Source organism: Pseudomonas sp. HC1(2025), from assembly GCF_058742075.1.
Genome location: NZ_CP196017.1, coordinates 1,962,524 through 1,985,754, shown reverse-complemented (window position 1 = coordinate 1,985,754; position 23,231 = coordinate 1,962,524). Strand labels below are relative to the sequence as shown.

Below are 23,231 nucleotides of genomic sequence, written 5' to 3'. Positions count from 1 at the left end.
ATGATCAAACACTGGATCAACGGCCGTGAGGTCGAAAGCAAAGACACCTTCATCAACTACAACCCCGCCACCGGCGAGGCGATTGGCGAAGTGGCCAGCGGTGGCGCCGAAGAAGTCGCCCAGGCCGTGGCTGCGGCCAAGGAAGCCTTCCCCAAGTGGGCCAACACCCCGGCCAAGGAGCGCGCGCGCCTGATGCGCAAGCTCGGTGAGCTGATCGAGCAGAACGTGCCGCACCTGGCCGAACTGGAAACCCTGGACACCGGCCTGCCGATCCACCAGACCAAGAACGTGCTGATCCCACGGGCTTCGCACAACTTCGATTTCTTCGCCGAAGTCTGCACGCGCATGGACGGCCACAGCTACCCGGTGGACGACCAGATGCTCAACTACACCCTGTACCAACCGGTGGGTGTGTGCGCGCTGGTATCGCCGTGGAACGTGCCGTTCATGACCGCCACCTGGAAGACCGCACCGTGCCTGGCCCTGGGCAACACGGCGGTACTGAAGATGTCCGAGCTGTCGCCTTTGACTGCCAACGAACTGGGGCGCCTGGCCCTGGAAGCGGGGATTCCCAAGGGCGTGCTCAACGTGATCCAGGGCTACGGCGCCACCGCCGGCGATGCCCTGGTGCGTCACCCGGATGTGCGGGCGATTTCCTTTACCGGCGGCACCGCCACCGGCAAGAAAATCATGCAGACCGCCGGCCTGAAAAAGTACTCCATGGAGCTGGGCGGCAAGTCACCGGTGCTGATTTTTGAAGACGCCGACCTCGAACGGGCCCTGGATGCCGCGCTGTTCACCATCTTCTCGCTGAACGGCGAGCGCTGCACCGCCGGCAGCCGGGTGTTCATCCAGCAGAGCGTGTACCCGCAGTTCGTCGCCGAGTTCGCCGCCCGCGCCAAACGCCTGATAGTCGGTGACCCGCAAGACCCGAACACCCAGGTGGGCTCGATGATCACACAAGCCCACTATGACAAAGTCACCGGTTACATCAAGATTGGCCTCGAAGAAGGCGCCAACCTGGTGGCAGGCGGCCTGGAGCGGCCGGCTAACCTGCCGGCGCACCTGGCACGCGGGCAGTTTATCCAGCCGACCGTGTTCGCCGACGTCAACAACAACATGCGCATCGCCCAGGAAGAAATTTTCGGCCCGGTGGTGTGCCTGATTCCCTTCAAGGACGAAGCCGAGGCCCTGCAACTGGCCAACGATACCGAATATGGCCTGGCGTCCTACATCTGGACCCAGGACATCGGCAAGGCTCATCGCCTGGCCCGTGGCATCGAGGCCGGCATGGTGTTTATCAACAGCCAGAACGTGCGCGACCTGCGTCAGCCGTTCGGCGGGGTAAAGGGCTCGGGGACCGGTCGCGAAGGCGGCCAGTACAGCTTCGAAGTGTTCGCAGAAATCAAGAACGTGTGCATCTCCATGGGCAGCCATCACATCCCGCGCTGGGGCGTGTAACTGTGGAAGCGGGCTTGCCCGCGATGCTCGTCAACGATAACGCTGACTTTCAGGGTTAACGCGCTGACCTTGGGTTTTTCGCGAGCAAGCTCGCTCCTACACAGTCCGTAGCGCACCAACAAGAATAATGAAATCAGGAGAATGATCATGGGTGAAGTAGTCCTGGCGGCGAAAATCTGCCACGTGCCTTCCATGTACCTGTCGGAACTGCCGGGCAAGCACCACGGTTGCCGCGCAGCAGCGATTGCCGGGCACAAGGAAATCGGGCGCCGCGCCCGTGAACTGGGGGCCGACACCGCCGTGGTATTCGACGTGCACTGGCTGGTCAACAGCGGTTACCACGTCAACAGTGGCGAGCGATTCCAGGGCACCTACACCAGCAACGAACTGCCGCACTTCATCAAGAACATGGAGTACGCCTACCCCGGCTGCCCGCAGCTGGGCGAGCTGATTGCCGCCGAGGCCAACCTGGCCGGGGTGCGCACCATGGCCCACAACATCCCGAGCCTGGAGCTGGAATACGGCACCCTAGTGCCCATGCGCTATATGCACATGGACGTGCCCCAGGAGCAGAAATTCAAGGTGATCTCCATCGCCGCCTGGTGCGCCTGGCATCGCCTGGAAGACAGCTTTGCCTTCGGTGCCGCCGTGCGCCGGGCCATCGAGAAGAGTGATCGCAAGGTGCTGGTGCTGGCCTCCGGCTCCCTGTCGCACCGCTTCTCCGACGACCGCGAAGCCGAAGCCAACATCCACAACTGGACCCGCGAGTTCGACAAGCAAGTGGACATGCACGTGGTGCAGATGTGGCGCGAAGGCCGCTTCAAGGAGTTCTGCGCGATGCTCCCGGACTACGCCGAACACTGCTTTGGCGAGGGCAAGATGCACGACACCGCGATGCTCCTGGGCTTGCTCGGCGGGCCTGAGTACAACCGCCCGGCAGAGATCATCACCGAGCCGTTCGGCAGCTCCGGCACTGGCCAGATCAACGCCATTTTCCCGATTTAACACGGTAGGAGCCGGCTTGCCGGCGATCGCGGTGTGCCTGGCACCCACGCGCCTGCAGTCCGGCCGCCATCGCCGGCAAGCCGGCTCCTACAAGGAGAGCAAAATGCCGCATTTCATCGCCGAATACACCGACAACCTCGAACACCAGGCCGACCTGCCGGGGCTGTTTGCAAAGGTCCACCAGGTGCTGGGAGACAGTGGCGTGTTCCCTCTCGGCGGCATCCGCAGCCGCGCGGTGCGCCTGGACACCTGGCGCATGGCCGATGGCAAGCACGACTACGCCTTCGTCCACATGACCCTCAAGGTCGGCCACGGTCGCGACCTGCCTACCCGTCAGGCGGTGGCTGAAACCCTGTTCAGGGTGATCACCGAGCACTTCGCCACCCTGCAGGCACAACGGCTGCTGGCCCTGTCCTTCGAGATGGTCGAGCTGCACCCGCAGTTGAATTTCAAACAGAACAACGTCCACGCGTTTTTAAGCAACCAGGCGGGTTGACCCCGCCTCCCCCAACGGCCTCTCAGACAAAAAGTACAACATCATGAGCACAGCCAATACCGCCCACAGCGTCACCCTTGCCGAGCATGATCGCACCCACAGCACCGTCACCTGGCGCCTGATGCCGTTGCTGCTGATCTGTTACCTGTTTGCCCACCTGGACCGGATCAACATCGGGTTCGCCAAGATGCAGATGAGCAGCGACCTGCACTTCAGCGACACGGTGTATGGCTTCGGTGCCGGCCTGTTCTTTATCGCCTACGCGCTGTTCGGCGTGCCCAGCAATATCGCCCTGGACCGCGTCGGGCCACGGCGCTGGATCGCCTGCCTGATGGTGGTGTGGGGCATCCTGTCCACCAGCATGCTGTGGATCGAAAGTTCCACCGGCTTCTATGTCCTGCGTTTTTTGCTGGGCGTGGCCGAGGCGGGTTTCTTCCCGGGGATCCTGGTGTTTCTCAACCGCTGGTACCCGGCGCGCCGACGCGCGCAGATCACCGCCCTGTTCGCCATCGCCGTGCCCATGGCCGGGGTGATTGGCGGGCCGCTCTCGGGGGCGATCCTGGAAAACTTCCACGACTTTGGCGGCATGCGCGGCTGGCAGTGGATGTTCCTCATCGAAGGCGCCCCCGTGGTGCTGCTGGGCCTGGTGGTGCTCAAGTACCTGCCGGACAGTTTTGAAACGGTGAAGTGGCTGGAACCTGCGCAAAAGCAACAATTGCGCGAGCAACTGAGCACCGAGGAACAGCGCAAGTCCATCACCTCCTTCGGCGGCATCCTGCGCGACCCGCAAGTGTGGCTGCTGGTGGCGATTTACTTTGCGGTGATGCTGGCGGTCAACACCCTGGCGTTCTGGATGCCCACCCTGATCCATGGCGCCGGCATCGGCCGCGACAGCCAGGTCGGCCTGCTGAGCGCCGTGCCGTATCTGGCCGGCTGCTTCTTCATGATCGGCTGCGGGCGCTCTTCGGACCGCAACCGCGAACGCCGCTGGCACTTGTGCGTGCCGCTGCTGATGGCCGCCGCCGGGATTGCCGTGGCTGGCCTGGCACCGGGCAACTCGCTGGTGGTGATGGGCGGCCTGATCGTCGCCGGCATGGGCGCCAGCGCCGCGCTGCCGATGTTCTGGCAACTGCCGCCGGCCTTCCTGTCCAACTGCACCCAGGCGGCCGGGATCGCCATGATCAGCTCGTTTGGCAGCATCGCCTCGTTCCTTGCGCCCTACCTGATCGGCTGGATGCGCGACACCACCCAAAGCGCCAGCCTCGCCCTGTACGTGCTGGCGCTGTTTATCGCCCTTGGCGGCCTGCTGGTGTTGCGCACCAACGCCGCCATCGTCAACCCTCAGTAAGAGACCCTTGTCATGCTCGATCCACAGCTCATCCTGCAAGCCGCTGCCCAACTGGACCATGCCGAACGCAGCCGCGAACAGGTACGCCAGTTTTCCCTCGATCATCCGGCGATCACGATCGAGGACGCCTACGCCATCCAGCGCGCCTGGGTCGCCCAGAAGATCAAGGGCGGGCGCAAGTTGGTCGGGCACAAGATCGGCCTGACCTCGCGGGCGATGCAGGTGTCGTCGAACATCACCGAACCGGACTACGGTGCGCTGCTCGATGACATGCTGTTTGAGGAAGGCACCGACATTCCGTTCGAGCGCTTTATCGTGCCGCGGGTCGAGGTCGAACTGGCCTTCATCCTCGGCAAGCCGCTCAAGGGCCCCAACTGCACGATTTTCGATGTGCTCGACGCCACCGAGTGGGTGATCCCGGCCCTGGAGATCATCGACGCGCGCATCCAGCAGGTCGACCCGCACACCAAGGCCACGCGCAAGGTGTTCGACACCATCTCCGACAACGCCGCGAATGCCGGCGTGGTCATGGGCGGCCGCGCGGTGCGGCCAACCGAGATCGACCTGCGCAAAGTGCCGGCGGTGCTGTACCGCAACGGCGTGATCGAAGAGTCCGGGGTCTCGGCCGCCGTGCTCAACCACCCGGCCAAGGGCGTGGCGTGGCTGGCGAACAAGCTGGCGCCCTACGACGTCACCTTGCTGCCAGGGCAGATCATCCTCGGCGGCTCGTTTACCCGGCCGGTGGCCGCCAGCCCGGGCGATACCTTCCATGTCGACTACGACATGCTCGGCTCGATTTCCTGCCGCTTCGTCTGACACCTGGAGAACTGATTCATGGACATGCCTGTCAACCGCTTCAAACAGCGGCTCACCTGCGGGGAGCCGCAGATCGGCCTGTGGCTGGGCCTGGCGCACGCGTACTGCGCGGAACTGGCGGCCAATGCCGGTTTCGATTGGCTGCTGATCGACGGTGAACACGCCCCCAACGACTTGCGCGGCATGCTCGGCCAATTGCAGGCCGTGGCGCCCTACGCCAGCGAGGCGGTGATTCGTCCGGTCATTGGCGACACCGCATTGATCAAGCAGGTGCTGGATATCGGCGCGCAAACCTTGTTGGTGCCGATGGTCGAAAGCGCCGCCCAGGCCCGGGAACTGGTGCGCGCCATGCGCTATCCACCCCAGGGCATCCGCGGCGTGGGCAGCGCCCTGGCGCGGGCTTCACGCTGGAACAGCATCGACGGCTACCTGGACCAGGCCGACGCACAGATGTGCCTGCTGGTGCAGATCGAAAGCTTGCAAGGGCTGGCCAACCTCGACGCGATAGCGGCTGTCGAAGGCGTGGATGGCGTGTTTATCGGCCCGGCGGACTTGAGTGCATCCATGGGCCACCGGGGCAATCCGGGGCACCCTGACGTGCAAGCGGCAATCGAAGATGCCATTGCGCGGATCCGCCAGGCGGGCAAGGCGGCGGGGATTCTCAGTGCCGATGAGAAACTCGCCCGGCGGTACATCGAGCTGGGCGCGGGGTTTGTCGCAGTGGGGGTGGATACCACGGTGCTGATGCGTGGGTTGCAGGGGTTGGTGGGCAAGTTCAAAGACAAACCCGCGCCAGCGAGCACTGGCGGCGTGTACTAATCACCTTCAAACGCCGCAGGACCCAATGTGGGAGCGGGCTTGCTCGCGAAAGCGGTGTGTCAGTCAATATATTCGGTGACTGAACCACTGCTTTCGCGAGCAAGCCCGCTCCCACATTTTGGATGTGTGGTGTTTGAGAGATCGTGTTTCAGCGCCTGATGTTTTTCAGCTCATCGAGCAACCCCAGCAAGGTCTGCAACTTCTCCTCCCCCAACTGCTCCTGCAAACGCTGGTAGTTGGCCTCCATGCACTGGCTCATGGACGCAAAACTCGCCCGGCCCTTGTCCGCCAGGGTCACCAGTACCCGTCGCTGATCCTGCTCGGCCTTGCGCCGATGGATCATCCCCGCCGCTTCCATGCGTACCAGCACGCCAGTCATGCTCGGCTTGAGGATGCAGGCCAGTTCCGCCAGTTGGTAAATCTCCAGTTCGTCGTGTTGATTGAGGATGCGGATCACCCGCCATTGCTGCTCGGTCAGGCCGTGTTCGTTCAGCGAGGGGCGGAAAAAACTCATGGCCGCTTCGCGGGCCTGTAACAGGGTGAGGGTCAGGGACTGCCGGGGTTTGAGCATAGAGTCAGGGTCACGTGATATTTAGTTAATGTTTTAACGAAACTCTAACATCCCCGCTCCACGCTCGCGCTATAACTTAAGGGTCGCGCACGTCCATGGCGCGCTGAATCAAAAGCCCCGGCAGGCAGGATCAAGACATTGATCGCGCCAAGGCCCCTAATGAAGACATCTGCTTTAGAGCCTTCCTTCACTTTTCAGGCTGCGCCATGATCACTATTGAAACCCCCACGTATTACACCGCTACCAAGAAGTACAACCTGAGCTTTCCCACCCTGGAACAGGACATCGAGGCCGACGTCGTGGTAATTGGCGGCGGCTTTTCCGGGATCAACACGGCTCTGGAACTGGCAGAAAAGGGCATCACCAATATCGTCGTACTGGAGGCGCGCTACCTGGGTTTTGGCGGCACCGGGCGCAATGGCGGGCAGATCATGGCCGGCATTGGCCACGACCTCGAGAAGATCAAGCAAGACGTCGGCAAGGACGGCCTGCGCCAGGTGTTCGAGATCAGCGACCTGGGCGCCGACATCATCAAAGACCGGATCGCCAAGTACAACATCGATGCCGACTTTTGCCACGGCTACGGCTATATGGGCTTCAACGCCCGCCAGGAAAAAACCCTGCGGGCCTGGGAAAAAGACTTCAAGTCGATCAACAGCAAGCACGAAATCCGCTTCCTCGGCGGCTCCGACGTGAAGCAGATCATCGGCTCCGACGCCTACGGCAGCGCCCTGTTGCACATGGGCGGCGGGCATGTGCATTCGCTGAACCTGCTGCTGGGCGAAGCCACCGCCCTGGCCGGCCATGGCGTGCGGATCTTCGAGAACAGCCCGGCGCTGGAAGTCCGCTATGGCGAGCGCATCACCGTGCGCACCGGGCGCGGCTCGGTCAAGGCCAGCAAGCTGTTGTGGGCGTGTGACAGTTTTCTCAACAAGCTGGAGCCGGAGCTGCATCGCTCGACCATCAACACCTACGCGTTCCAGATGATGACCGAGCCGTTGAGCGAAGAGCTGATCCAGCGGATAAGCCCGATTCGCGGGGCCTACAGCGATATCCGCCCGGTGATCGACTACTATCGCGTGACCAATGAAAACCGCCTGCTGTTCGGCGCCGCCACGCCATTGGTCGAGCACATTCCCGGCGATTTGAAAGCCTGGAACCGCAAGCTGATGCTGAAGATTTTCCCCTACCTCAAGGACGTGAAGATCGACCTCGCCTGGGGCGGCCCGATGGCCTGCAGCCCCAACCTGTTCCCACAGATCGGCACCTTGCCGGGGCGCAGCAATGCGTTCTTTGTCCAGGGTTACTCGGGCTTTGGCGTCACCCCCAGCCACATCATCTGCAAGGTCCTGGCCGAAGGCATGAGCGAAGGCTCGGCGCGCTATGACCTGGTCAGTTCGATCCACCGTCCGACGATCATCGGCAAGGACGCAATCCGCCCCTTGCTGCTGACCGCCGGCAAATCCTGGCACCAACTGTCCGGTTACTGGAATGGTCGCCGCTAACCCCGTTTTTATCCCTATGGAGCAACTGCCATGACCCTCGTCACCCTCAAGAAAGATATCCAACTGTCTGAACTCGATGCCTGGGGCACCGTTGCCGATCTCGGCAGCGAAATCCTCGCCGGCGAACTCAAGGCCTTCGGCAAAATGACCTTCGGCGCGCCGACCGACCCGGTCAGCAGCGCCTACTTCGGCACCACCCAGGGCACGTTCCGCATGGTCTACCCCTTTAACGAACAGGCCACCGTGGTCACCGGCGAGGTGCGCCTGACCGACGAGTCCAGCGGCCAAACCACCACCTATAAGGCGGGCGACAGCTGGTTCGTGACCAAGGGCACGCCAGTGCTGTGGGAAGTGCTCAGCGCAAGTTTCGTCAAACACTACTTCGCGGTCGTATGAACGGAGGCCGGTGATGACTCACCCATCTGACTGGATCACCGTCGGCGCCCTCGCCGACGGCTTTGCCCCCCAGGCCTTTATCCTCCCCAACCTGGCAGACCTGGACGGCAAGATGTTCACCCTGCACTTCGCCAATGGCTGGCAGATAGCGCATCATTTCGCTCAGCAGAGCCTGTCCTGGAGCGCCCTGGACGGGCACTCCAGCGGCACGGCGCCCTACCGTGCCACGTCGATCCGCCCCGGCCTGTACCTGGTGGACTTCATCAAGCATGAAGGCGGGCAGGACTGGTCCATCAGCCTGGTGCTCGACACCCACAGTGCCTCGTTCACCGCCGTCATCGGCCGCCTGCCCTCCCCGGCAGACACCGCCGAGGGCCTGTACAGCCGCGCCCTGGCGGGCAAGCCGTTAACCGCGGTGGCCGTGGACTTCCTGCATGGCAGCCTCGACCGCCCGTGGCAGGAAGGCTTGTGCCCCCACACGCCGACACGCGAGTTGGTGGGCCTGCGCAACCAATACCGCTACAGCCCGAGCGAGGTCTACGAGCACCTCTACCTCAACGACCAGTTCTATGCCTGGCAGTGCCTCAAGGGTGTCGAGCAAGGCCTGTGCGACACCGATCGCTGCCATTACTACAAGATTGCCGATGAGCTGTACCTATTTGTCTGGCGCGAAAAAATCATTCCCACCCTGGGCCTGGTGCTGATTGACCTGCAACAGCACCGCAGCGACGGCAAGATCTTCGGCTACGCCGGTTCCTCGTTCGATGCGCTGTCGAACTTCCCCATCAGTTCCTATTGCCAGGTGCTCAACCGCACGGAGTATGCCGATGACTGAGCCACGCACGGTGCTGATCACCGGGGCCGGCACCGGTATCGGCGCCGCGTGTGCCCGGCTGTATGCGGGCGAAAAGGCACAACTGGTACTGATCGGCCGGCGTCGCGAACCGCTGGAGCAGGTGGCCGCAGACACCGGCGGGCTGATCCTGGTGGGCGACGCGGCCTGCCCCGTGACCTGGGAAGGGTTCATCACGCAGATCCGCCAGCGCTATGGGCGTCTCGATGTGCTGCTGGCCTGCGCCGGCGGCCATGGCGTGGGCAGTGCCACGCAAACCCCACCGGCCACCTGGGAAACAGCGTTGCGCAGCAATCTCGACAGCGCCTTCTACAGCGCGCGGGCCTGCCTGCCGCTGTTGCTGGAAAGCGCCGGCAATATTGTGCTGATCGGCTCCATCGCCTCACTAGCGGCAGGCCCCGAGGTGTGCGGCTACACCACCGCCAAACATGCGCTGCTGGGGCTCAACCGCTCGTTGGCCCGGGATTACGGGCCGCGCGGGGTGCGGGTCAATGCGGTGTGTCCGGGCTGGGTGCGCACGCCCATGGCGGATCAGGAAATGCAGCCGTTGATGCAGGCCTATGACGAGAGCCTGCAGCAAGCCTATGCCCGCGTGTGCGCCGATGTACCGCTGCGCCGCCCGGCCAGTGCCGACGAGATCGCCAAGGTCTGTCGCTTCCTGGCATCGGCTGACGCGTCGATCATCACCGGCGCAGCCCTGGTGGCCGACGGCGGTTCAAGCATTGTCGATGTGCCGACACTGGCCTTCGCCCATCTGGAGCCCACTCATGCCCCATGACCTGGACTTCAGCGGCCAAGTGGTTCTGGTCACTGGCGGCGCCCAGGGCATCGGTCGTGGGATTGTCGAAGGGTTTGCCAGGCGCGGCGCCCAGGTGCTGATTGCCGACCGTCAAGTCGCCACGGCCCAGGCCCTGGCTGACGAACTTATAGCCCATGGTTGCCAAGTCGCGGCCGTTGGTATCGACCTGGCGGATGCCAGCGCGGTGTTCGCGCTGATGCAACGCCAGGAACGACTCGACGTACTGGTCCACAACGCCGGGTACTTCCCGCTGACCTGCTTTGAGGACATCACCCCGGCCATTCTCGAACGCACCCTGGCGGTGAATCTCTCGGCCCTGTTCTGGCTGACCCAAGGCGCCCTGCCGATGTTCCGCCGCCAGGGCCACGGCTGCGTACTGGTGACTTCATCAGTGACCGGCCCCAGGGTGGCGTACCCCGGGCTGAGCCACTATGCGGCGTCCAAGGCCGGGGTCAACGGCTTCATTCGCAATGCTGCGCTGGAACTGGCGGGGTTGAATGTACGGGTCAACGGGGTTGAACCGGGCATGATCGCGACACCGGCAATGAGCAACCTGGGAGATGGCCAACTCAACGCCAGTATTGCCAGCCGCGTGCCGTTGGGACGCTTGGGCAGCGCCGCCGATATCGCCGGGGCCATGCTGTTTCTGGCTTCGGGGCTGGCCACCTATATCACCGGGCAAACGCTGGTGGTAGATGGCGGCTCAACCCTGCCGGAAGTCTGAAACCCAACCTGTAGGAGCCGGCTTGCCGGTGATGGCAGTCTGTCAGCCGGCTCCTACGTTCAATCTACTGGGCGGGTCAGATCCTGTTCAGGCCATTCGGCTGGATCGAAACGCCTTGGGTGACTGCTCGAACTGCTTCTTGAACGAGCGGCTGAAATGCGCCGAATCGGTAAAACCCCACTTATAGGCAATCGAGGTAATCGATTCGCTACGCAGGAACGGGTTGGTCAAGTCATCGGCGCTGCGCTTGAGCCTTGCGCGCTGGATGTAGCGGCAGACGCTATCGTCCTGTTCTTCGAACAGCCGGTACAAATGGCGTACCGAGATGTTCAAGCGGCTGGCCAGGCCGACGGGGCTCAGGCCAGGCTGGCTGAGGGACTCATCAATGACCTTCTGCACGTAGCTGCGCAGGTTGTTACCTTGCAACGCGCCGGTGTCATCGCGCGCGTCGTCGTCCTGCTCCAGGGCTGAGCCCAGCAGCGACACAAAGGCACACTGCAACGCCTCGACCTCATCCTCGGCACCTTCGCCGCCCTTGCACAATTGGTCCATCAACACATGCAGCATGCGCCCACAGGCTTTGCTGGAGGAAATCTTGCCAAAGGTTTTTGCTTGGCTGCCCATCTGCTTGCACACCTGGGCGCGCGGCAACGACAGCGAGATATGTTCGATCAAGCCGAACGGGGTGATTTCAATGGAGCCCACCGAGTCCATCAGCAGCAGTTCGCCAGGGGCCAGTTGTACGCGCTGGCCGTTCTGCACGACCTGCGAATAGCCGCTGCGCTGGCTGACCAAAAAGCAATCCTGGTCATTGTCATGGTCGGGGTTGCTGACCTGGCGCTTGATCAGGCCGGCGTTGGTACGCAGGCTGGCCAGGGGCAACCCGCCGTTTGAAAGCATGGAAAACTCGCCGATAAACAGCGAACGGTTAAAGGCCAGTTCGGTGTCGAAGTGGCCGCACATCGCACGCAAGTCGCGGTTCCAGGTGTCGAGCCCCTGTTGTGCACTCTGTTGGATACCCATGGGTGTCTCCACAATGGCTTATTGTTTTTGTCGGGCAATAGTTAACATGTTATCTATATGCGCGCAACAAGTACCTGTCCACCCTTGTGTTTGCACTAATGATGCCAATCAGAGCGTGCGCAATACGCGCTGCAAGCCGAGCAGCGCTGCCAGCAGCACGTCCCGCTGTTCGCGGCTCAGGGCGATGTAGCGGCGAAAGGCAGGCATGCGGTTGACCACCTCGCTGCCGCCCATGTGTTCCAGGCGCACGTGCCAGTGCCGGGCGTGCAATTCAATGTGCAGGCGCTTGAAATCCAGGGGCATCAATGCCTGGTGCAAGGCACTGTCCTGTTGCAAGCGCACCTGCAGCTGCCCCAGCAATGCACCCTCGCCCGAGCGTTGCCGGCAGCGGATCCCGGTACGTCGAACGGCCCCGCCATGGTGCAATTCAAAGCGTGCCGCGCCCTCTGTCGAGGCGGGCAGGCACAAGCTGAACTCGGTCATGACCAGGTGCATCAACAGCTGCGATTCGGTGCGCTCGCGGATTTCCAGGTGCAGGCTGCCGTCGTCCAGGGCAGCCCGCGCCAAGGTCGGCGACACCTGCTCGAAACGCGCCAGCCCCAAATTGCGCCGCAGTTGCCCCAGGGTGCGCCCCGGCTGATAGCCCGCTGGCGCCCGTTGTGCGCTGAACAGCTCAGACAGCTTTTGCCGCAGTGCTGACATAGCCGTTGTGAGAGTGACCCGGTTCATTGGCAAACTCCTTGGCCAGCACGTCTTCCACCGACGCCGGCGTGAATGGATTGACCTTCTGCACCACCAGGGTCCAGAACAGCGCATACACCGCAGTGCCGCCCAGCATCACGCCGAACGGGACATAAATATCCGCCGGGTCCATCCCCGGCGGTGTGATAAACCACATCCCCAGCAGGATGCCGGCGCTGGACAGCAGCTGCGGCAGCGGGAACCACGGCGAGCGGTAGGCCCGTGGCAAGTCGGGACGGCGAATGCGCAGGATCACCACCGACACCGTGACCAACAGGTAAGCGAAGCTCCACGCACACACCGCCGCCAGCACCAGGTGCATGATGTTGTCGGTGTTGCCGCCCAGGTACAGCGCGTGCAGGCAGGGAATCAGCATCGCCACCAGGATGCACAGCACCGGGGTCTTGAAGCGTGGGTGCAGGTAGGTGAATACCTTGGGCAACGCGCCATCCACCGCCATGCCGTAGAGAATCCTTGGCACGCCGGCCATCAAGGTATTGATGGTGGCGGCGCCGGCAAACAGAAAGCCGATCCCCAGCCACAGCGGCCCGACCTGCCCCATCACCTGCTCGGCAAAGCGTGGAATGGCCATGGGCGTATCCAGCAAATGCACGCCGCTGGCCGCGTCCAGCACTACGTTTTGCACCTGGCGCTTCATGGCCGCGCCGTAGATGAACATGCACGTCGCCACCCCCATCAGGCCGAGCATCATCGCCCGCGGCATGACCTTGGCCGACTGGCGCAGGTCCGGGGCCAGCGGGGTGACGAATTCGCAGCCGACAAACATGAACATCGCCATGCCCACCAGGGACAACACCGTCACCAGGTCGCTGCCCACCATGGACTGGCCAAACCAGCCGTCCAGTTGTACCGCTGGCGCGGCGATCAGGCCGAGCACGCCAAACACCATCAAGGTGGTCCACATGCCGAAAGTGAGGATGATCTCGGCGCGGCCAAAGGCACTGACGCCAAACACATTGAGCAGGCCGAACACCAGCACGAAGCCCACCCCCAGCAACCAGGAGCCACCGGCGGATTCGGCCAGGGTATTGAGGTGTTCAAAGTTCACCAGGGCCATGACCCCGGCCAGGATGGTTTCGGCGGTGCCGGCAAACACGTGCACGATCAAATAGGCCGACAAGGTGCCGGTGATCGCAAAAAAACGCCCCATGCCGCAATTGATGTAGTCGTACACCGAGCCGGTGGTGGGCAGTATCGAGGCGGCCTCGGCGAAGGTCGTGGCCTGGGCCAGCATCATCACCACGGCAATCAGCATGGCCAGCGCAAACGCGCTGCCGCCGATGCCAAAGCCCATGGTCGCGGTAAGGATCACCGGGCTTGCCATGATCAGGCCAATGGTGCTGGCCAATGCGGTGGGGAAACCCACCGTACCCCGGTTCAGGTGCGCGGTGAGTCTGTCATTGATCGACATGGTGCAGATCCTCGAAAGGGATTTTTTAGAAGTGTTTGCACTGTGCGCCCCGCCCAACCTGATCGTCTTGCCCCTGGCTGCCGCCGGTTTTGTTGCTCCCTGCCAAGGCCTGCGGCCTGGCGGCCAGGATCAATTGCCTGGCACGCAGGTGAAAGACTTGCGCCGCCGACGCTCGCCCTAATGCGCCCTCAACTTAACCCTTGGGGACTATAACAATGGAGCACACACTAAAAACCCGCCACCTGCGCCCGGCTGTCGGCCTGGGTCTTGCGCTGTTGATCGGCCAACCGGCGGCCCAGGCGATTGAACTGTATGCCGACGACGACACCACCGTCACCGGCAACTTCCTGGCCGTTTACGGCATGTTCAATAGCCGCAAGAACTACGAAGGCAGCCAGGGCGGTTCGACCTGGCGTGAAGGCTTCATCAAGTACGGCTTGAGCATCGACCAGACCCTGGCTGGCCTGGGCAGTGTGTACGGCACCGCCAACCTGGTGAGCTCCGGCACCTGGGGCGATGGCGATGCCTCCCGCGTGACCGACGGCAGCGAGCGCACCACCAAGTTCGAGGAAGCCTTTGCCGGCTGGCGCTCCGGGGACCTGTTGCCAGCACTGGGCAAGGATGGCCTGGACCTGTCGTACGGGCGCCAGATCATTACCGTGGGCGACGGTTTTATCATCAACGACGACGGCCCGAACCTGGGCAATGGCGTGGCCGACGGTCAGTTCGACCGTGGCGGTGCCTATTACATCGCGGCCCGGCATGCCTTCGACAAGGCAGCCGTGGTACGCCTGGGCGGCAAGGACGGCCTGCATGGCAGCCTGATGTGGATCGAGTCCGACAACCGCGCCCAGGCCCTGACCGAAATGGCCATCGGCACCCTGGAGTACAGCGCTGCGCCAGGCACCCTGGGCCTGACCTACCTGCATGGCATCGATGTGGATGAGCGCTTTGCCAACGACCTGCAAAAGCAACGCAAGGGCATGAATCTCTACAGCCTGCGCGGCACCGGCAACGCCGGGATCGACAACGCGCACTTCTCGTTCGAGTACGCCTGGCAAGACAAGGACCCCGGCCCGGAAAAAGCCTGGTACGCCGAGGCCGGCTATACCTTCGCCGACCTGCCCTGGTCGCCGGACCTGACCTACCGTTATGCGCGCTACTCGAAAAACTGGGACGCGCTGTTCGCTGGCTTCAATCGAGGGTTTGGCACCTGGGTCCAGGGCGAAGTGGCGGGCAACTACTCCGGGCCCTACAACAGCAACACCTCGGTGCAGCACGTGGCGCTCAAGGTCAAGCCGCTGGACAACCTGACCCTCGGCGCGCTGTTCTTCGACTACCAGACCGTCAGCAAGCGCAACATGCTCGACCTCGATGGCCGCGAGCTGGACCTGTATGCCGAATGGGCGGTGAACGAGCACCTGATCATCACGCCATTGATTGGCCTGTACCAACCGGACAAGGACCAGGACACCGGCGGCAACCAGGTCGGTGGCAACGGCACCAACGTCTATAGCCAGTTGGTGGTGGCGGTGCCGTTCTAAGACGTGGGTTGCCCCTGAACCACCGCACTTCCCCTGTAGGAGCGGGCTTGCCCGCGATAGCGGTAGTTCATCCGCCGAATGTATCGACTGACACTCAGCCATCGCGGGCAAGCCCGCTCCTACAGGGGATCCGCGCTTAACTGAATGGCATAAGGCCAGCCCGCTCCCACAGGGGCATGGCAGCCACAGACATACGCCCCGGCAGGCACAGTCAAGCTCTAGCTACCCGCGTTGGTTAGCCTCGGGTTTTCCTTTCTGATCAGGAACACCCCCATGAGCGATATCGCGCTGCTGCCCACCGTCGAAGCCTTCTTGCGTCGAGACCACGGCCTGTTTATCGACGGTGGCTACGTCCCCAGCCAGTCCAGCCAGACCCTGGAGGTGATCAACCCAGCCACCGGCCAGGCCATCGCCACGGTCGCCGATGCGCAAGCCAGTGATTTCGAGCGGGCCGTGGCCTCGGCGCGGCGCGGCTTCAAACAGTGGTCGCAGACCGCTCCGGCGGTCCGTGGCAATGTGCTGCTCAAACTCGCCGACCTGCTGGAGCGCAACCGCGAGGAACTGGCGCAGATCGAGACCTGCCAGTCAGGCAAGATCATCCAGATTTCCCGCGCCTTTGAAGTGGACCAGGCCGCGCATTTTTTGCGTTATTACGCGGGCTGGGCAACCAAGATCAGCGGCCAGACCCTCACCCCGTCACTGCCCTCGTTTGCCGGCGAGCGCTACAGCGCCTTCACCCTGCGCGAACCGGTGGGCGTGGTGGTGGGCATCGTGCCGTGGAATTTCTCGACCATGATCGCCATCTGGAAACTCGCCTCGGCCCTGGTGACCGGTTGCAGCATCATCATCAAGCCCAGCGAATTCACGCCGCTGACCCTGCTGCGCATTGCCGAACTGGCGGTGCAAGCCGGCCTGCCCGCTGGGGTACTGAACGTGCTGACCGGCGGCGGCCAGGTGGGCAAGGGGCTGATCGAACACCCAGGCACTGACAAGGTGTCGTTCACCGGCTCGGTGCCCACCGGCATTGCGGTCGGCCGCGCGGCCATGGGCGCCGGCCTGACGCGCGCGACCCTGGAGTTGGGTGGCAAGAACGCGGCGGCGTTCCTGCGCGATGTGAAGCTGGAAACCGCCGTCAACGGCATTATCGAAGCGGGTTTCCTGCACTCGGGGCAAATCTGCGCGGCGGCCGAGCGGTTTTTCGTCCACCGCTCGCAGATCAACCCGGTCATGGAAGCCCTGGCCCAGCGTTTGAGCCGCCTGAATATCGGCTCGCCACTGGATGAGCGCACCGAGTTTGGCCCGGTTACCCATCGCCAGCACCAATTGAAGCTGGAAGGTTTTTTTGCCACCGCCCGCGCCGAAAACAACACGATCATCCACGGCGGCCAACCGATGGAGCGGCCCGGTTGCTATGTGCAACCCACGATCATTCTCGCCAACAGCATCAACGACACGCTGCTCACCGAAGAAACCTTCGGCCCCATCGCCACGTTCCTGCCCTACGACGACGAGGACGAGTTGCTGGCGTTGATGAACCACACCGCCAGCGGCCTCAGCGCCAGCCTGTGGACCAACGACCTGGGCAAGGCCCTGCGCATGGTCCCGGCGATCAACGCCGGCACGGTGTGGGTGAACATGCACACCCTGCTCGACCCCGCCGTGCCGTTCGGTGGCAACAAGTCCTCGGGGATTGGCCGGGAGTTCGGCAGCGCCTTTATCGAGGACTACACCGAGCTCAAGTCGGTGATGATGCGTTACTGATCACTGCGGGATCAGCGCCTCCGCCTCGATCTCGATCAACCATTCAGGCAGTGACAAGCCGCTGACGATGATCCACGACGAGGGCGGCGGGTTTTCGGGAAACCGCTCGCGCAATGCGGCAGCGATAGGCTCCTGCTGATCGCGGGCGGACTCGACGATATACAGGCGCAGCATGATCACATGGGACAGATCGCCCTCGGCCGCCGCCAGGACTTTTTCGATATTGTCCAGGGCGGTCGCGGTCTGTTCGGCGATGCCAGGGCCGACGGTGCGCTCGTCAGCGTCCACGCCCACCTGGCCGGACAGCAGAATCCGCCGACCATCGCGCACTTCCATGGCCTGGCTGAAACCGTATTGCAGGGAGTTGAAGACGGTCGGAGGGTTGAGGGTTTTTCGCTGCATGACGACTCCTTGTTATCTGTAGGAAACAAGGCTACCCCAAGGGTTTTGCCAACTCCTGGAGAAACTGCACATTTCAACATCCAGAAACAGAACGCCTTGCAATCAACCGTGCAAGGGCCGCGCCCAGGACATGCCTGCAGACCTCATCACCACGACTCCCAACCTTAAAGCGCGCAAGGTTTGTGCAAGCAGGTCGTGCCCGGCCACTTGCTGACGCGGGCGTGCCAACCTGGCGAGGCTAACGCCCCTGGCTGAGCATCTGCAGGGTATAGCGCAAGGACGCCGGCAACATCAGCCCATGCCCCAACCCGGCAAAGGTCAGGTGGCGCACCTGTAGCCCATCCACCTGATGCAGTGTGCCCAGCAGCGCCTTGAATGCCGTGTCACTGGCCTCTTTGGCCGGCGCCGCGGCGGCCGGGCTGGCCGGTTCCTGGTCGCCACGCATCAGCAGCAAGCGGGGCTGGCTGCCCCGCAGGCGTTGCGCCAGGCCGTGGGCCTCTGCCGTCACCACCCCTCGGTTCCACCACAACGAAGGGCTCGCCGCCGCGTAGTCATCAAAGGCATGCGGGCGTGTCATCAACGCATGCAGCACCAGCAAACCGCCGTAGGAGTGGCCCCACAGCAATTGCCGCTGCGGGGTGATGCCCAGGCGCTGATTGACCAGCGGGCGAATGTTCTGCGTGAGCAAGTCAAGAAACACATCCGCACCGCCACTGGGCACCGCAGTCAACGGGTCCCGTTGTTCCACGGCGCTGCCGACGCTTGGCGTGTAGTCAAAGGTGCGCGCCGTGCGCTCGATCCGCAGTGGCGTGGCATAGCCCACGGCAACCAGCACCGGCGGCGCCACACTGTGCGCCAGTTGCTCCAGGCCCTGGTGGTCCAGCGCGGCTATCGCGGCGTTGCCATCGAGCAAGTACGCCACCGGGGTGGCCGCACTCACGGCAGGCGGCTGCCCCAGCCAGATCCGGTAATGGCGCGCGCCATCGGCCGAATCCAGCTCCAGGGTGCTGAAGCTATAGGCGCTGGCTTCGCGCAACACCTTCGCATCCATCAACTGGTCCGGCGCAGGCCGGGCGACGGCGGCCTGGGCGATCAACAGCAGCGCCAGGCTGATTAAGCGCCCCATCAGAAGGATGCCGTCAGGCTGGTGTACAAGGTACGGCCGGACTGGTTATAGGTCGCGGCCCCCGCCCCTTCGATATTGGCCACGCCCTGGGCGTTGCCTTCACGCCACAGGCGTTTGTCGAATAGGTTATCGACGCCGGCCGTCAGGCTCAGGTTCTTGCTCAAAGCGTACGTTCCGCTGACGCCGGCGATGGCATAGGGCGACAGCTGGTTATTGCCCGAACCCGTCACGCGGTTGCCGTGGTAATCGTATTTTTTCGGGGTTTGCTTGCCGTACCAGGCCACGCTCATTTGCAAGGACAGGTCATCTGTGGCCTGCCAGTCGAGCATCGAGTTCAGGGTGTACTTGGGCGCGACGGACAGCACATCGCCGGTCTGCTTGTTTTTCGATTGCAGCATGTAGGTGAAGTTGTTGGTCCAGTTCAGCTGCTCGGTCAGTGGCAGGGCCAGGGTGCCTTCCAGCCCTTCGACCAGAGCCTTGGGCACGTTCTCCCAGCGGAAGATGCTGGCGTTGGCCGTGCTGCCGGTGCCGCCGCTGGCGTTGCCGACCGGGGTCAGGCCCGACTCGATTTTGTTTTTGTAGTCATTACGAAAGTACGTCAGGCCGGCCACGACCCCGTCATTGCGGTACTCGATTCCCAGCTCCTTGTTGACGCTGGTTTCGGCGTCCAGCTCGGCATTGCCTTGCAGGTAGCAACTGGTGGTCTGCCCGTAGCAACCCTGGCCGTTGCTGTACAGCAGGTAGTTGGGGTTGAGCTGGTAGAGGTTGGGCGCCTTGTAGGAGCGGGCGATCCCGGCTTTCAGGGTCAGGGTGTCGGTGAGCACCTGGGACAGGTTCAGCGACGGGCTCCAGTTGTCGCCCACGATGTCGTGGTGATCCAGGCGCAGGCCGGGGGTCAGGCGTGTGCCGGGGCGCAGTTCGATATTGTCCTCGACAAATACCGAGAAGATCCGCGCAGAGGACGAGCTGCTGCGGTTGGTCCCGGCAAGCCCGGCGACGTTGCCGCCGGCAGTGGTGGTTTGCCCGTTGGAGCTTGGGTCATCGAGTTGCTGCTCGACCCACTCGGTGCCCACGGTCAGCACCTGGTCCACCCCGGCATGCAACGGCAGGCTGACTTCGCCATGGGCGGTCAGGTCGCGCAACACCGTGGTGTTGAAATTGCTGCTGGAGAAGATCCCTTCGGTACCGCCCGCCAGGCCCTCGCTGATCCGGCTGTTGCGGGTCTTTTCGTATTGCAGGTAGGCCAGGCTGGTGCCCAGCTCCCAGTCGCCGCGATGGGTCACGGCGTAGGTCTCGCGGTACAGCACATTGGTCTCGTGGCCGAGCAGTTTTTTCACGTTGGCGTTGCTGTTGGTGTTCTGCGTATCGCCGGTATAAATGTTGCCCTGGCGGCTGAAACCGGCTTCCAGGTCGAGGGTTTGTTCGGGCGTGATCTTCCAGCTCAACAGGCCGTTGATGTCCTTGTTGCGCACCCCTTCGCGCCCCGCAGGCAAGGTGCCGATCTGGTTCCCGGTGCGTTTGGATTCATGGCCGCTGTTGATATCGGCGTCGTCGGCATTGGTTTTCGCCACATTGCCGTACACCCGGTAGCTGAGGGTGTCGGTGAGCGGGCCGTTCAGGCCGAAGTTCATGCGCTCGGTCTCGCCTTCGGCGCTGTGCTGGGCGAAGTTGTGATAGATCGTCGCCGAGCCGTGGGTCTCGGTGCCGGGTTGCTGGGTGATGATGTTCACCACGCCACCGGCGGCGCCGTTACCGTAACGGGCGGCAGCCGGGCCACGGATGACCTCGATACGCTCGACCTGGTCGGCCGGCACCCAGTTGCTGTCGCCACGGCTGTCACGCTCGCCGCGCCAGCCATAGCGCACGGAGTTGCGGCTGCCCACCGGCTTGCCATCGATCAGGATCAGGGTGTTTTCCGGGCCCATGCCACGGATATCGATCTGCCGGTTGTTGCCTCGCTGGCCGCTGCTGGAATTGCCCGTGAGGTTGACGCCGGGCATGGTGCGGATGATGTCCGACAGGTCGTTGGCCGGTGGGCGCTTCTTGATGTCTTCGGCGGTGATGATCGACACACCGGGCGCCTGCTTGATCTCTTCCTGCGCCGTGCCCAGGACGGTCTGGGTTTGCAGTTCAAGACGCGCAGGGGTCTCGGGCTCGGCAGCAAAGCCGCTGGCGGGCAGCAGGCTGCAAATACTCAGGGCAAGCAGGGACAGGGGCGGCAGGCGGTGCATGAGGTATCTCCGAAACGTCAAGCCCACCGATAGCGGTAGGCCAGCAAAGATCGCAGATGATAATCAGATGCAATTGCGAGTAAAGAACATTAACTTTCTAAACATTTGCCGCCGCCACCCGCAGGTTCATGCGCAAACCCTGCGTGCCGTGGCTGGCCCATAGCTGCCCGCCCTGCAACTGGAGGGCGCGGCGGGCAATGCTCAAGCCCAGGCCAAAGCCAGTGCCGGGTGCGCCGTCCAGGCGCAGGTAGGGTTCAAAAATCCGCTCCAGATCGGCTTCATCGACGCCCGGGCCCTGGTCCTCGACGGTCAACAGCCACGTATCCCCTTCACGCTCGCCGCTCAAGCGGATGACGCCCCCTGGAGGTGAATGGCGGATCGCGTTGCGCAAGACGTTTTCCAGGGCCTGGGCGAAACTGTTGAGATGGACCCTGATTTCACAATCACCGCCGACTTCGCACACCAGCGCCTGCAATGGCCAGTCCGTTTCGAAATGCGCGTCCTGCACCAGCGCTTCCCACACCGAGGCCACCCGCACGTCCTCAGACTGCAACCGGGGCTTTTCGGTATCCAGCCAGGCCAGGTTGAGGGAGTCATCCACCAGGCGCCGCATCTCCTCGACTTCCCGCGCCAGCCGTTGCTCCAACTGCTGGCGCGCCAGGCCGCTTTCGCTGGCGATTTTCAAACGGGCCAAGGGCGTGCGGATTTCATGGGACAGGGTGCGCAGCAGTTGGCGTTGCTGCTGCAGGCTCTGGCGCAGGCGTTCGGCCATGTGCTCGTAGGCTCGCGCCAACTCACCCAGCTCATCGCCGCGTCGGGTCACCGAACTGCTGGCCAGCGGCGCCAGGTCACCGGCACTCAGGGCGTTCGCGCGCTCGCGCAATTCGTTCAATGGCAACACCAGGTGGCGATACAGCAACAGCCCCAGGCCCAAGGCCAACACCACCGGCACCACGCCGTGGGTAAACAGGTGCGTCCAAGGCGTGAGCCCCGGTGGCAGCAAGCGCTCGGGCAACTGCATGACCAAACGGCCGCGCTCCGGGTGCTGGGGGAAGGCGATGCTGACATAGGGCAGTTCATCCTCCAGACGCTTGCTCATGGGCCAACTGGGCTTGCGCATAAAGGTCAGGTGACTGACTTCGGCCGCCGTCAGCGGTTGGGTGCCGAGGCTTTGCAGGAACGGATCGAGCACACCGACCCAGGTCTGCTCGCGCTGTTGCAGGGCGAGTCGCCATTGCTCCACGGCCCGGGCATCGCCGGTGGCGGCCACCTCTTCGGCCTGGGCGGCGTAGGCACTCAGGGCATCGCGGTCGGGTTGTTCAAGAAAGTAAGTACTGCGCTCGACCTGCAAGCCCCAGCCCCACACCAACCACACCAGCAGCAGGCAGAAACACACTTGCAGCAGTGCCATTTTCCACAGCAGTGGGTGCCGGCGCTGCATCAGCTCAAGCCTTCGCACAGCAACACATACCCCTGATGCCGCACCGCTTCGATGCGCACCCCTTGCAGGTTGATCGCCGCGAGCTTGCGCCGCACATTGCACACATGCACATCCAGGCCGCGATCCAGCCGGGTATAGGCGCGGTGCAACACATGCTGGTACAGGAACGCCTTGGACAAGGGTTCGCCGGCGTGTTCATGCAGGGTGCACAGCAAGCGGAACTCCGAACCGGTCAGGCCTGCCGGGCAGCCGTTGAACATGAGATCCCGGGCGCCTGCATCCAGGTCCAGCAATGGCGGCCTGCTGGCGGGTGCGCCGCGATCAAGTGCCACACGCCGCAGCAACGCGTCGATACGCACATCCAGTTCGGCGAGGCTGAAAGGCTTGGGCAGGTAGTCGTCCGCGCCCTGGCTGAAACCGGTGATGCGATCCTGCTCGGCGCCCAGTGCCGACATCAGAATCACCGGCGTACCCCGCTCGCTGCGCAAGCGCGCCAGTACTTTCAGGCCGTTTTCGTTGGGCAGCATGATATCCAGCAGGACCAGCTCGACCGCTGGATCCAGGGCCATGCTCAAGCCTTCATCGCCACGATGAGCACTGCTCAAAATGAAGCCGCGCCGGCTCAGATGGCTACAAAGGTGGGCGCACAGTTCGACGTCATCCTCGATGACCAGGATGCGTGCGGAAGAAGATGGTTTAGGTAGTGGATGATAACTGTTCACAATTAGGCCAGTTTC

The 23,231-nt window shown here is 63.1% G+C and carries 23 protein-coding genes; 14 read left to right on the top strand and 9 right to left on the bottom strand.

Annotated elements, in window-relative coordinates; translation table 11 throughout:
- From hpaE to hpaI, 6 genes are all read left to right on the top strand, one after another.
- Entirely contained in the window at window positions 1-1,461 is a 1,461-nt protein-coding gene (gene hpaE / locus ACSSVH_RS08905; protein ID WP_169956881.1) for a 5-carboxymethyl-2-hydroxymuconate semialdehyde dehydrogenase, read from the top strand.
- A gap of 147 nt (window positions 1,462-1,608) precedes the next feature.
- Complete coding sequence (gene hpaD / locus ACSSVH_RS08900; RefSeq protein WP_169956882.1) at window positions 1,609-2,466, top strand: 3,4-dihydroxyphenylacetate 2,3-dioxygenase; 858 nt, start codon at window positions 1,609-1,611, stop codon at window positions 2,464-2,466.
- Window positions 2,467-2,569: 103 nt separating this feature from the next.
- Window positions 2,570-2,962 (top strand): tautomerase family protein, encoded by a 393-nt coding sequence (locus ACSSVH_RS08895; RefSeq protein WP_170043547.1) that lies wholly within the window; start codon window positions 2,570-2,572, stop codon window positions 2,960-2,962.
- A gap of 43 nt (window positions 2,963-3,005) precedes the next feature.
- Window positions 3,006-4,310 carry an MFS transporter gene (locus ACSSVH_RS08890; RefSeq protein ID WP_432755398.1) on the top strand — a complete coding sequence of 435 codons (1,305 nt, stop codon included), beginning with the start codon at window positions 3,006-3,008 and terminating at the stop codon, window positions 4,308-4,310.
- Window positions 4,311-4,322: 12 nt separating this feature from the next.
- Window positions 4,323-5,126 (top strand): 2-oxo-hept-4-ene-1,7-dioate hydratase, encoded by an 804-nt coding sequence (hpaH, locus tag ACSSVH_RS08885; protein WP_169864354.1) that lies wholly within the window; start codon window positions 4,323-4,325, stop codon window positions 5,124-5,126.
- Between the two features lie 18 nt (window positions 5,127-5,144).
- A complete protein-coding gene (gene hpaI / locus ACSSVH_RS08880) occupies window positions 5,145-5,945 on the top strand; it encodes a 4-hydroxy-2-oxoheptanedioate aldolase (protein ID WP_169956107.1) in 801 nt (266 codons plus the stop codon).
- 148 nt (window positions 5,946-6,093) lie between these two features.
- Here the strand turns inward: hpaI and hpaR are convergent, their stop codons facing one another.
- Complete coding sequence (gene hpaR, locus ACSSVH_RS08875) at window positions 6,094-6,516, bottom strand: homoprotocatechuate degradation operon regulator HpaR (protein ID WP_057441661.1); 423 nt, start codon at window positions 6,514-6,516, stop codon at window positions 6,094-6,096.
- A gap of 206 nt (window positions 6,517-6,722) precedes the next feature.
- Here hpaR and ACSSVH_RS08870 point away from each other — a divergent pair, with 206 nt between their 5' ends.
- From ACSSVH_RS08870 to ACSSVH_RS08850, 5 genes are read left to right on the top strand one after another with little or no spacing between them, the layout of a single operon-like run.
- Entirely contained in the window at window positions 6,723-8,021 is a 1,299-nt protein-coding gene (locus ACSSVH_RS08870; RefSeq protein WP_492634375.1) for an NAD(P)/FAD-dependent oxidoreductase, read from the top strand.
- Window positions 8,022-8,051: 30 nt separating this feature from the next.
- Window positions 8,052-8,417 (top strand): cupin domain-containing protein, encoded by a 366-nt coding sequence (locus tag ACSSVH_RS08865; protein ID WP_170057854.1) that lies wholly within the window; start codon window positions 8,052-8,054, stop codon window positions 8,415-8,417.
- A 13-nt stretch (window positions 8,418-8,430) separates the two neighbouring features.
- Window positions 8,431-9,252, top strand: a complete 822-nt coding sequence (locus tag ACSSVH_RS08860; RefSeq protein ID WP_492634374.1) for a molybdenum cofactor biosynthesis F family protein — start codon at window positions 8,431-8,433, stop codon at window positions 9,250-9,252.
- Entirely contained in the window at window positions 9,245-10,048 is an 804-nt protein-coding gene (locus ACSSVH_RS08855; protein ID WP_492634373.1) for an SDR family NAD(P)-dependent oxidoreductase, read from the top strand. The genes ACSSVH_RS08860 and ACSSVH_RS08855 overlap by 8 nt, the downstream gene beginning before the upstream one ends.
- Window positions 10,038-10,793 (top strand): SDR family oxidoreductase, encoded by a 756-nt coding sequence (locus ACSSVH_RS08850; RefSeq protein ID WP_169956097.1) that lies wholly within the window; start codon window positions 10,038-10,040, stop codon window positions 10,791-10,793. The genes ACSSVH_RS08855 and ACSSVH_RS08850 overlap by 11 nt, the downstream gene beginning before the upstream one ends.
- A gap of 87 nt (window positions 10,794-10,880) precedes the next feature.
- Here ACSSVH_RS08850 and feaR read toward each other — a convergent pair whose 3' ends face one another.
- The 3 genes from feaR to ACSSVH_RS08835 all read right to left on the bottom strand — a co-directional run bounded on the left by feaR (window position 10,881) and on the right by ACSSVH_RS08835 (window position 13,989).
- Window positions 10,881-11,816 carry a transcriptional regulator FeaR gene (gene feaR, locus ACSSVH_RS08845; RefSeq protein ID WP_172314725.1) on the bottom strand — a complete coding sequence of 312 codons (936 nt, stop codon included), beginning with the start codon at window positions 11,814-11,816 and terminating at the stop codon, window positions 10,881-10,883.
- Between the two features lie 108 nt (window positions 11,817-11,924).
- Window positions 11,925-12,545, bottom strand: a complete 621-nt coding sequence (locus tag ACSSVH_RS08840; protein ID WP_170043510.1) for a DUF3156 family protein — start codon at window positions 12,543-12,545, stop codon at window positions 11,925-11,927.
- Window positions 12,490-13,989 (bottom strand): APC family permease, encoded by a 1,500-nt coding sequence (locus ACSSVH_RS08835; RefSeq protein WP_170043509.1) that lies wholly within the window; start codon window positions 13,987-13,989, stop codon window positions 12,490-12,492. The genes ACSSVH_RS08840 and ACSSVH_RS08835 overlap by 56 nt, the downstream gene beginning before the upstream one ends.
- Here ACSSVH_RS08835 and ACSSVH_RS08830 point away from each other — a divergent pair.
- The 3 genes from ACSSVH_RS08830 (at window position 13,967) to ACSSVH_RS08820 (ending at window position 17,294) form a co-directional block, all read left to right on the top strand.
- A complete protein-coding gene (locus ACSSVH_RS08830) occupies window positions 13,967-14,170 on the top strand; it encodes a hypothetical protein (RefSeq protein ID WP_346266499.1) in 204 nt (67 codons plus the stop codon). The two genes, ACSSVH_RS08835 and ACSSVH_RS08830, sit on opposite strands and share 23 nt — an antisense overlap.
- A gap of 34 nt (window positions 14,171-14,204) precedes the next feature.
- A complete protein-coding gene (locus tag ACSSVH_RS08825) occupies window positions 14,205-15,533 on the top strand; it encodes an alginate export family protein (protein ID WP_169956088.1) in 1,329 nt (442 codons plus the stop codon).
- A gap of 273 nt (window positions 15,534-15,806) precedes the next feature.
- Window positions 15,807-17,294, top strand: coding sequence for an aldehyde dehydrogenase family protein (locus ACSSVH_RS08820; RefSeq protein ID WP_492634372.1), 1,488 nt, complete (start codon window positions 15,807-15,809; stop codon window positions 17,292-17,294).
- On the opposite strand, the gene ACSSVH_RS08815 is transcribed toward ACSSVH_RS08820, so the two are convergent.
- From ACSSVH_RS08815 to ACSSVH_RS08795, 5 genes are all read right to left on the bottom strand, one after another.
- Window positions 17,295-17,696: a RidA family protein gene (locus ACSSVH_RS08815; RefSeq protein WP_169956084.1), complete on the bottom strand. Its 402-nt coding sequence runs from the start codon at window positions 17,694-17,696 to the stop codon at window positions 17,295-17,297. It abuts the gene before it with no gap.
- Between the two features lie 238 nt (window positions 17,697-17,934).
- Window positions 17,935-18,822 carry an alpha/beta hydrolase gene (locus tag ACSSVH_RS08810; RefSeq protein WP_492634371.1) on the bottom strand — a complete coding sequence of 296 codons (888 nt, stop codon included), beginning with the start codon at window positions 18,820-18,822 and terminating at the stop codon, window positions 17,935-17,937.
- Window positions 18,822-21,053 carry a TonB-dependent siderophore receptor gene (locus ACSSVH_RS08805; RefSeq protein WP_492634370.1) on the bottom strand — a complete coding sequence of 744 codons (2,232 nt, stop codon included), beginning with the start codon at window positions 21,051-21,053 and terminating at the stop codon, window positions 18,822-18,824. The genes ACSSVH_RS08810 and ACSSVH_RS08805 overlap by 1 nt, the downstream gene beginning before the upstream one ends.
- 97 nt (window positions 21,054-21,150) lie before the next feature.
- Complete coding sequence (locus ACSSVH_RS08800) at window positions 21,151-22,494, bottom strand: HAMP domain-containing sensor histidine kinase (protein ID WP_169956078.1); 1,344 nt, start codon at window positions 22,492-22,494, stop codon at window positions 21,151-21,153.
- Complete coding sequence (locus ACSSVH_RS08795; RefSeq protein ID WP_407073437.1) at window positions 22,494-23,219, bottom strand: response regulator transcription factor; 726 nt, start codon at window positions 23,217-23,219, stop codon at window positions 22,494-22,496. Before ACSSVH_RS08795 ends, ACSSVH_RS08800 begins: the two co-directional genes overlap by 1 nt.
- Between the last annotated feature and the right edge of the window lie 12 nt (window positions 23,220-23,231).

Bases quoted from the DNA above. Each gene is read 5' to 3' on its own strand.
- hpaE (WP_169956881.1), top strand. From the start codon at position 1: ATGATCAAACACTGGATCAACGGCCGTGAGGTCGAAAGCAAAGACACC.
- hpaD (WP_169956882.1), top strand. From the start codon at position 1,609: ATGGGTGAAGTAGTCCTGGCGGCGAAAATCTGCCACGTGCCTTCCATG.
- ACSSVH_RS08895 (WP_170043547.1), top strand. From the start codon at position 2,570: ATGCCGCATTTCATCGCCGAATACACCGACAACCTCGAACACCAGGCC.
- ACSSVH_RS08890 (WP_432755398.1), top strand. From the start codon at position 3,006: ATGAGCACAGCCAATACCGCCCACAGCGTCACCCTTGCCGAGCATGAT.
- hpaH (WP_169864354.1), top strand. From the start codon at position 4,323: ATGCTCGATCCACAGCTCATCCTGCAAGCCGCTGCCCAACTGGACCAT.
- hpaI (WP_169956107.1), top strand. From the start codon at position 5,145: ATGGACATGCCTGTCAACCGCTTCAAACAGCGGCTCACCTGCGGGGAG.
- hpaR (WP_057441661.1), bottom strand. From the start codon at position 6,516: ATGCTCAAACCCCGGCAGTCCCTGACCCTCACCCTGTTACAGGCCCGC.
- ACSSVH_RS08870 (WP_492634375.1), top strand. From the start codon at position 6,723: ATGATCACTATTGAAACCCCCACGTATTACACCGCTACCAAGAAGTAC.
- ACSSVH_RS08865 (WP_170057854.1), top strand. From the start codon at position 8,052: ATGACCCTCGTCACCCTCAAGAAAGATATCCAACTGTCTGAACTCGAT.
- ACSSVH_RS08860 (WP_492634374.1), top strand. From the start codon at position 8,431: ATGACTCACCCATCTGACTGGATCACCGTCGGCGCCCTCGCCGACGGC.
- ACSSVH_RS08855 (WP_492634373.1), top strand. From the start codon at position 9,245: ATGACTGAGCCACGCACGGTGCTGATCACCGGGGCCGGCACCGGTATC.
- ACSSVH_RS08850 (WP_169956097.1), top strand. From the start codon at position 10,038: ATGCCCCATGACCTGGACTTCAGCGGCCAAGTGGTTCTGGTCACTGGC.
- feaR (WP_172314725.1), bottom strand. From the start codon at position 11,816: ATGGGTATCCAACAGAGTGCACAACAGGGGCTCGACACCTGGAACCGC.
- ACSSVH_RS08840 (WP_170043510.1), bottom strand. From the start codon at position 12,545: ATGAACCGGGTCACTCTCACAACGGCTATGTCAGCACTGCGGCAAAAG.
- ACSSVH_RS08835 (WP_170043509.1), bottom strand. From the start codon at position 13,989: ATGTCGATCAATGACAGACTCACCGCGCACCTGAACCGGGGTACGGTG.
- ACSSVH_RS08825 (WP_169956088.1), top strand. From the start codon at position 14,205: ATGGAGCACACACTAAAAACCCGCCACCTGCGCCCGGCTGTCGGCCTG.
- ACSSVH_RS08820 (WP_492634372.1), top strand. From the start codon at position 15,807: ATGAGCGATATCGCGCTGCTGCCCACCGTCGAAGCCTTCTTGCGTCGA.
- ACSSVH_RS08815 (WP_169956084.1), bottom strand. From the start codon at position 17,696: ATGCAGCGAAAAACCCTCAACCCTCCGACCGTCTTCAACTCCCTGCAA.
- ACSSVH_RS08810 (WP_492634371.1), bottom strand. From the start codon at position 18,822: ATGGGGCGCTTAATCAGCCTGGCGCTGCTGTTGATCGCCCAGGCCGCC.
- ACSSVH_RS08805 (WP_492634370.1), bottom strand. From the start codon at position 21,053: ATGCACCGCCTGCCGCCCCTGTCCCTGCTTGCCCTGAGTATTTGCAGC.
- ACSSVH_RS08800 (WP_169956078.1), bottom strand. From the start codon at position 22,494: ATGCAGCGCCGGCACCCACTGCTGTGGAAAATGGCACTGCTGCAAGTG.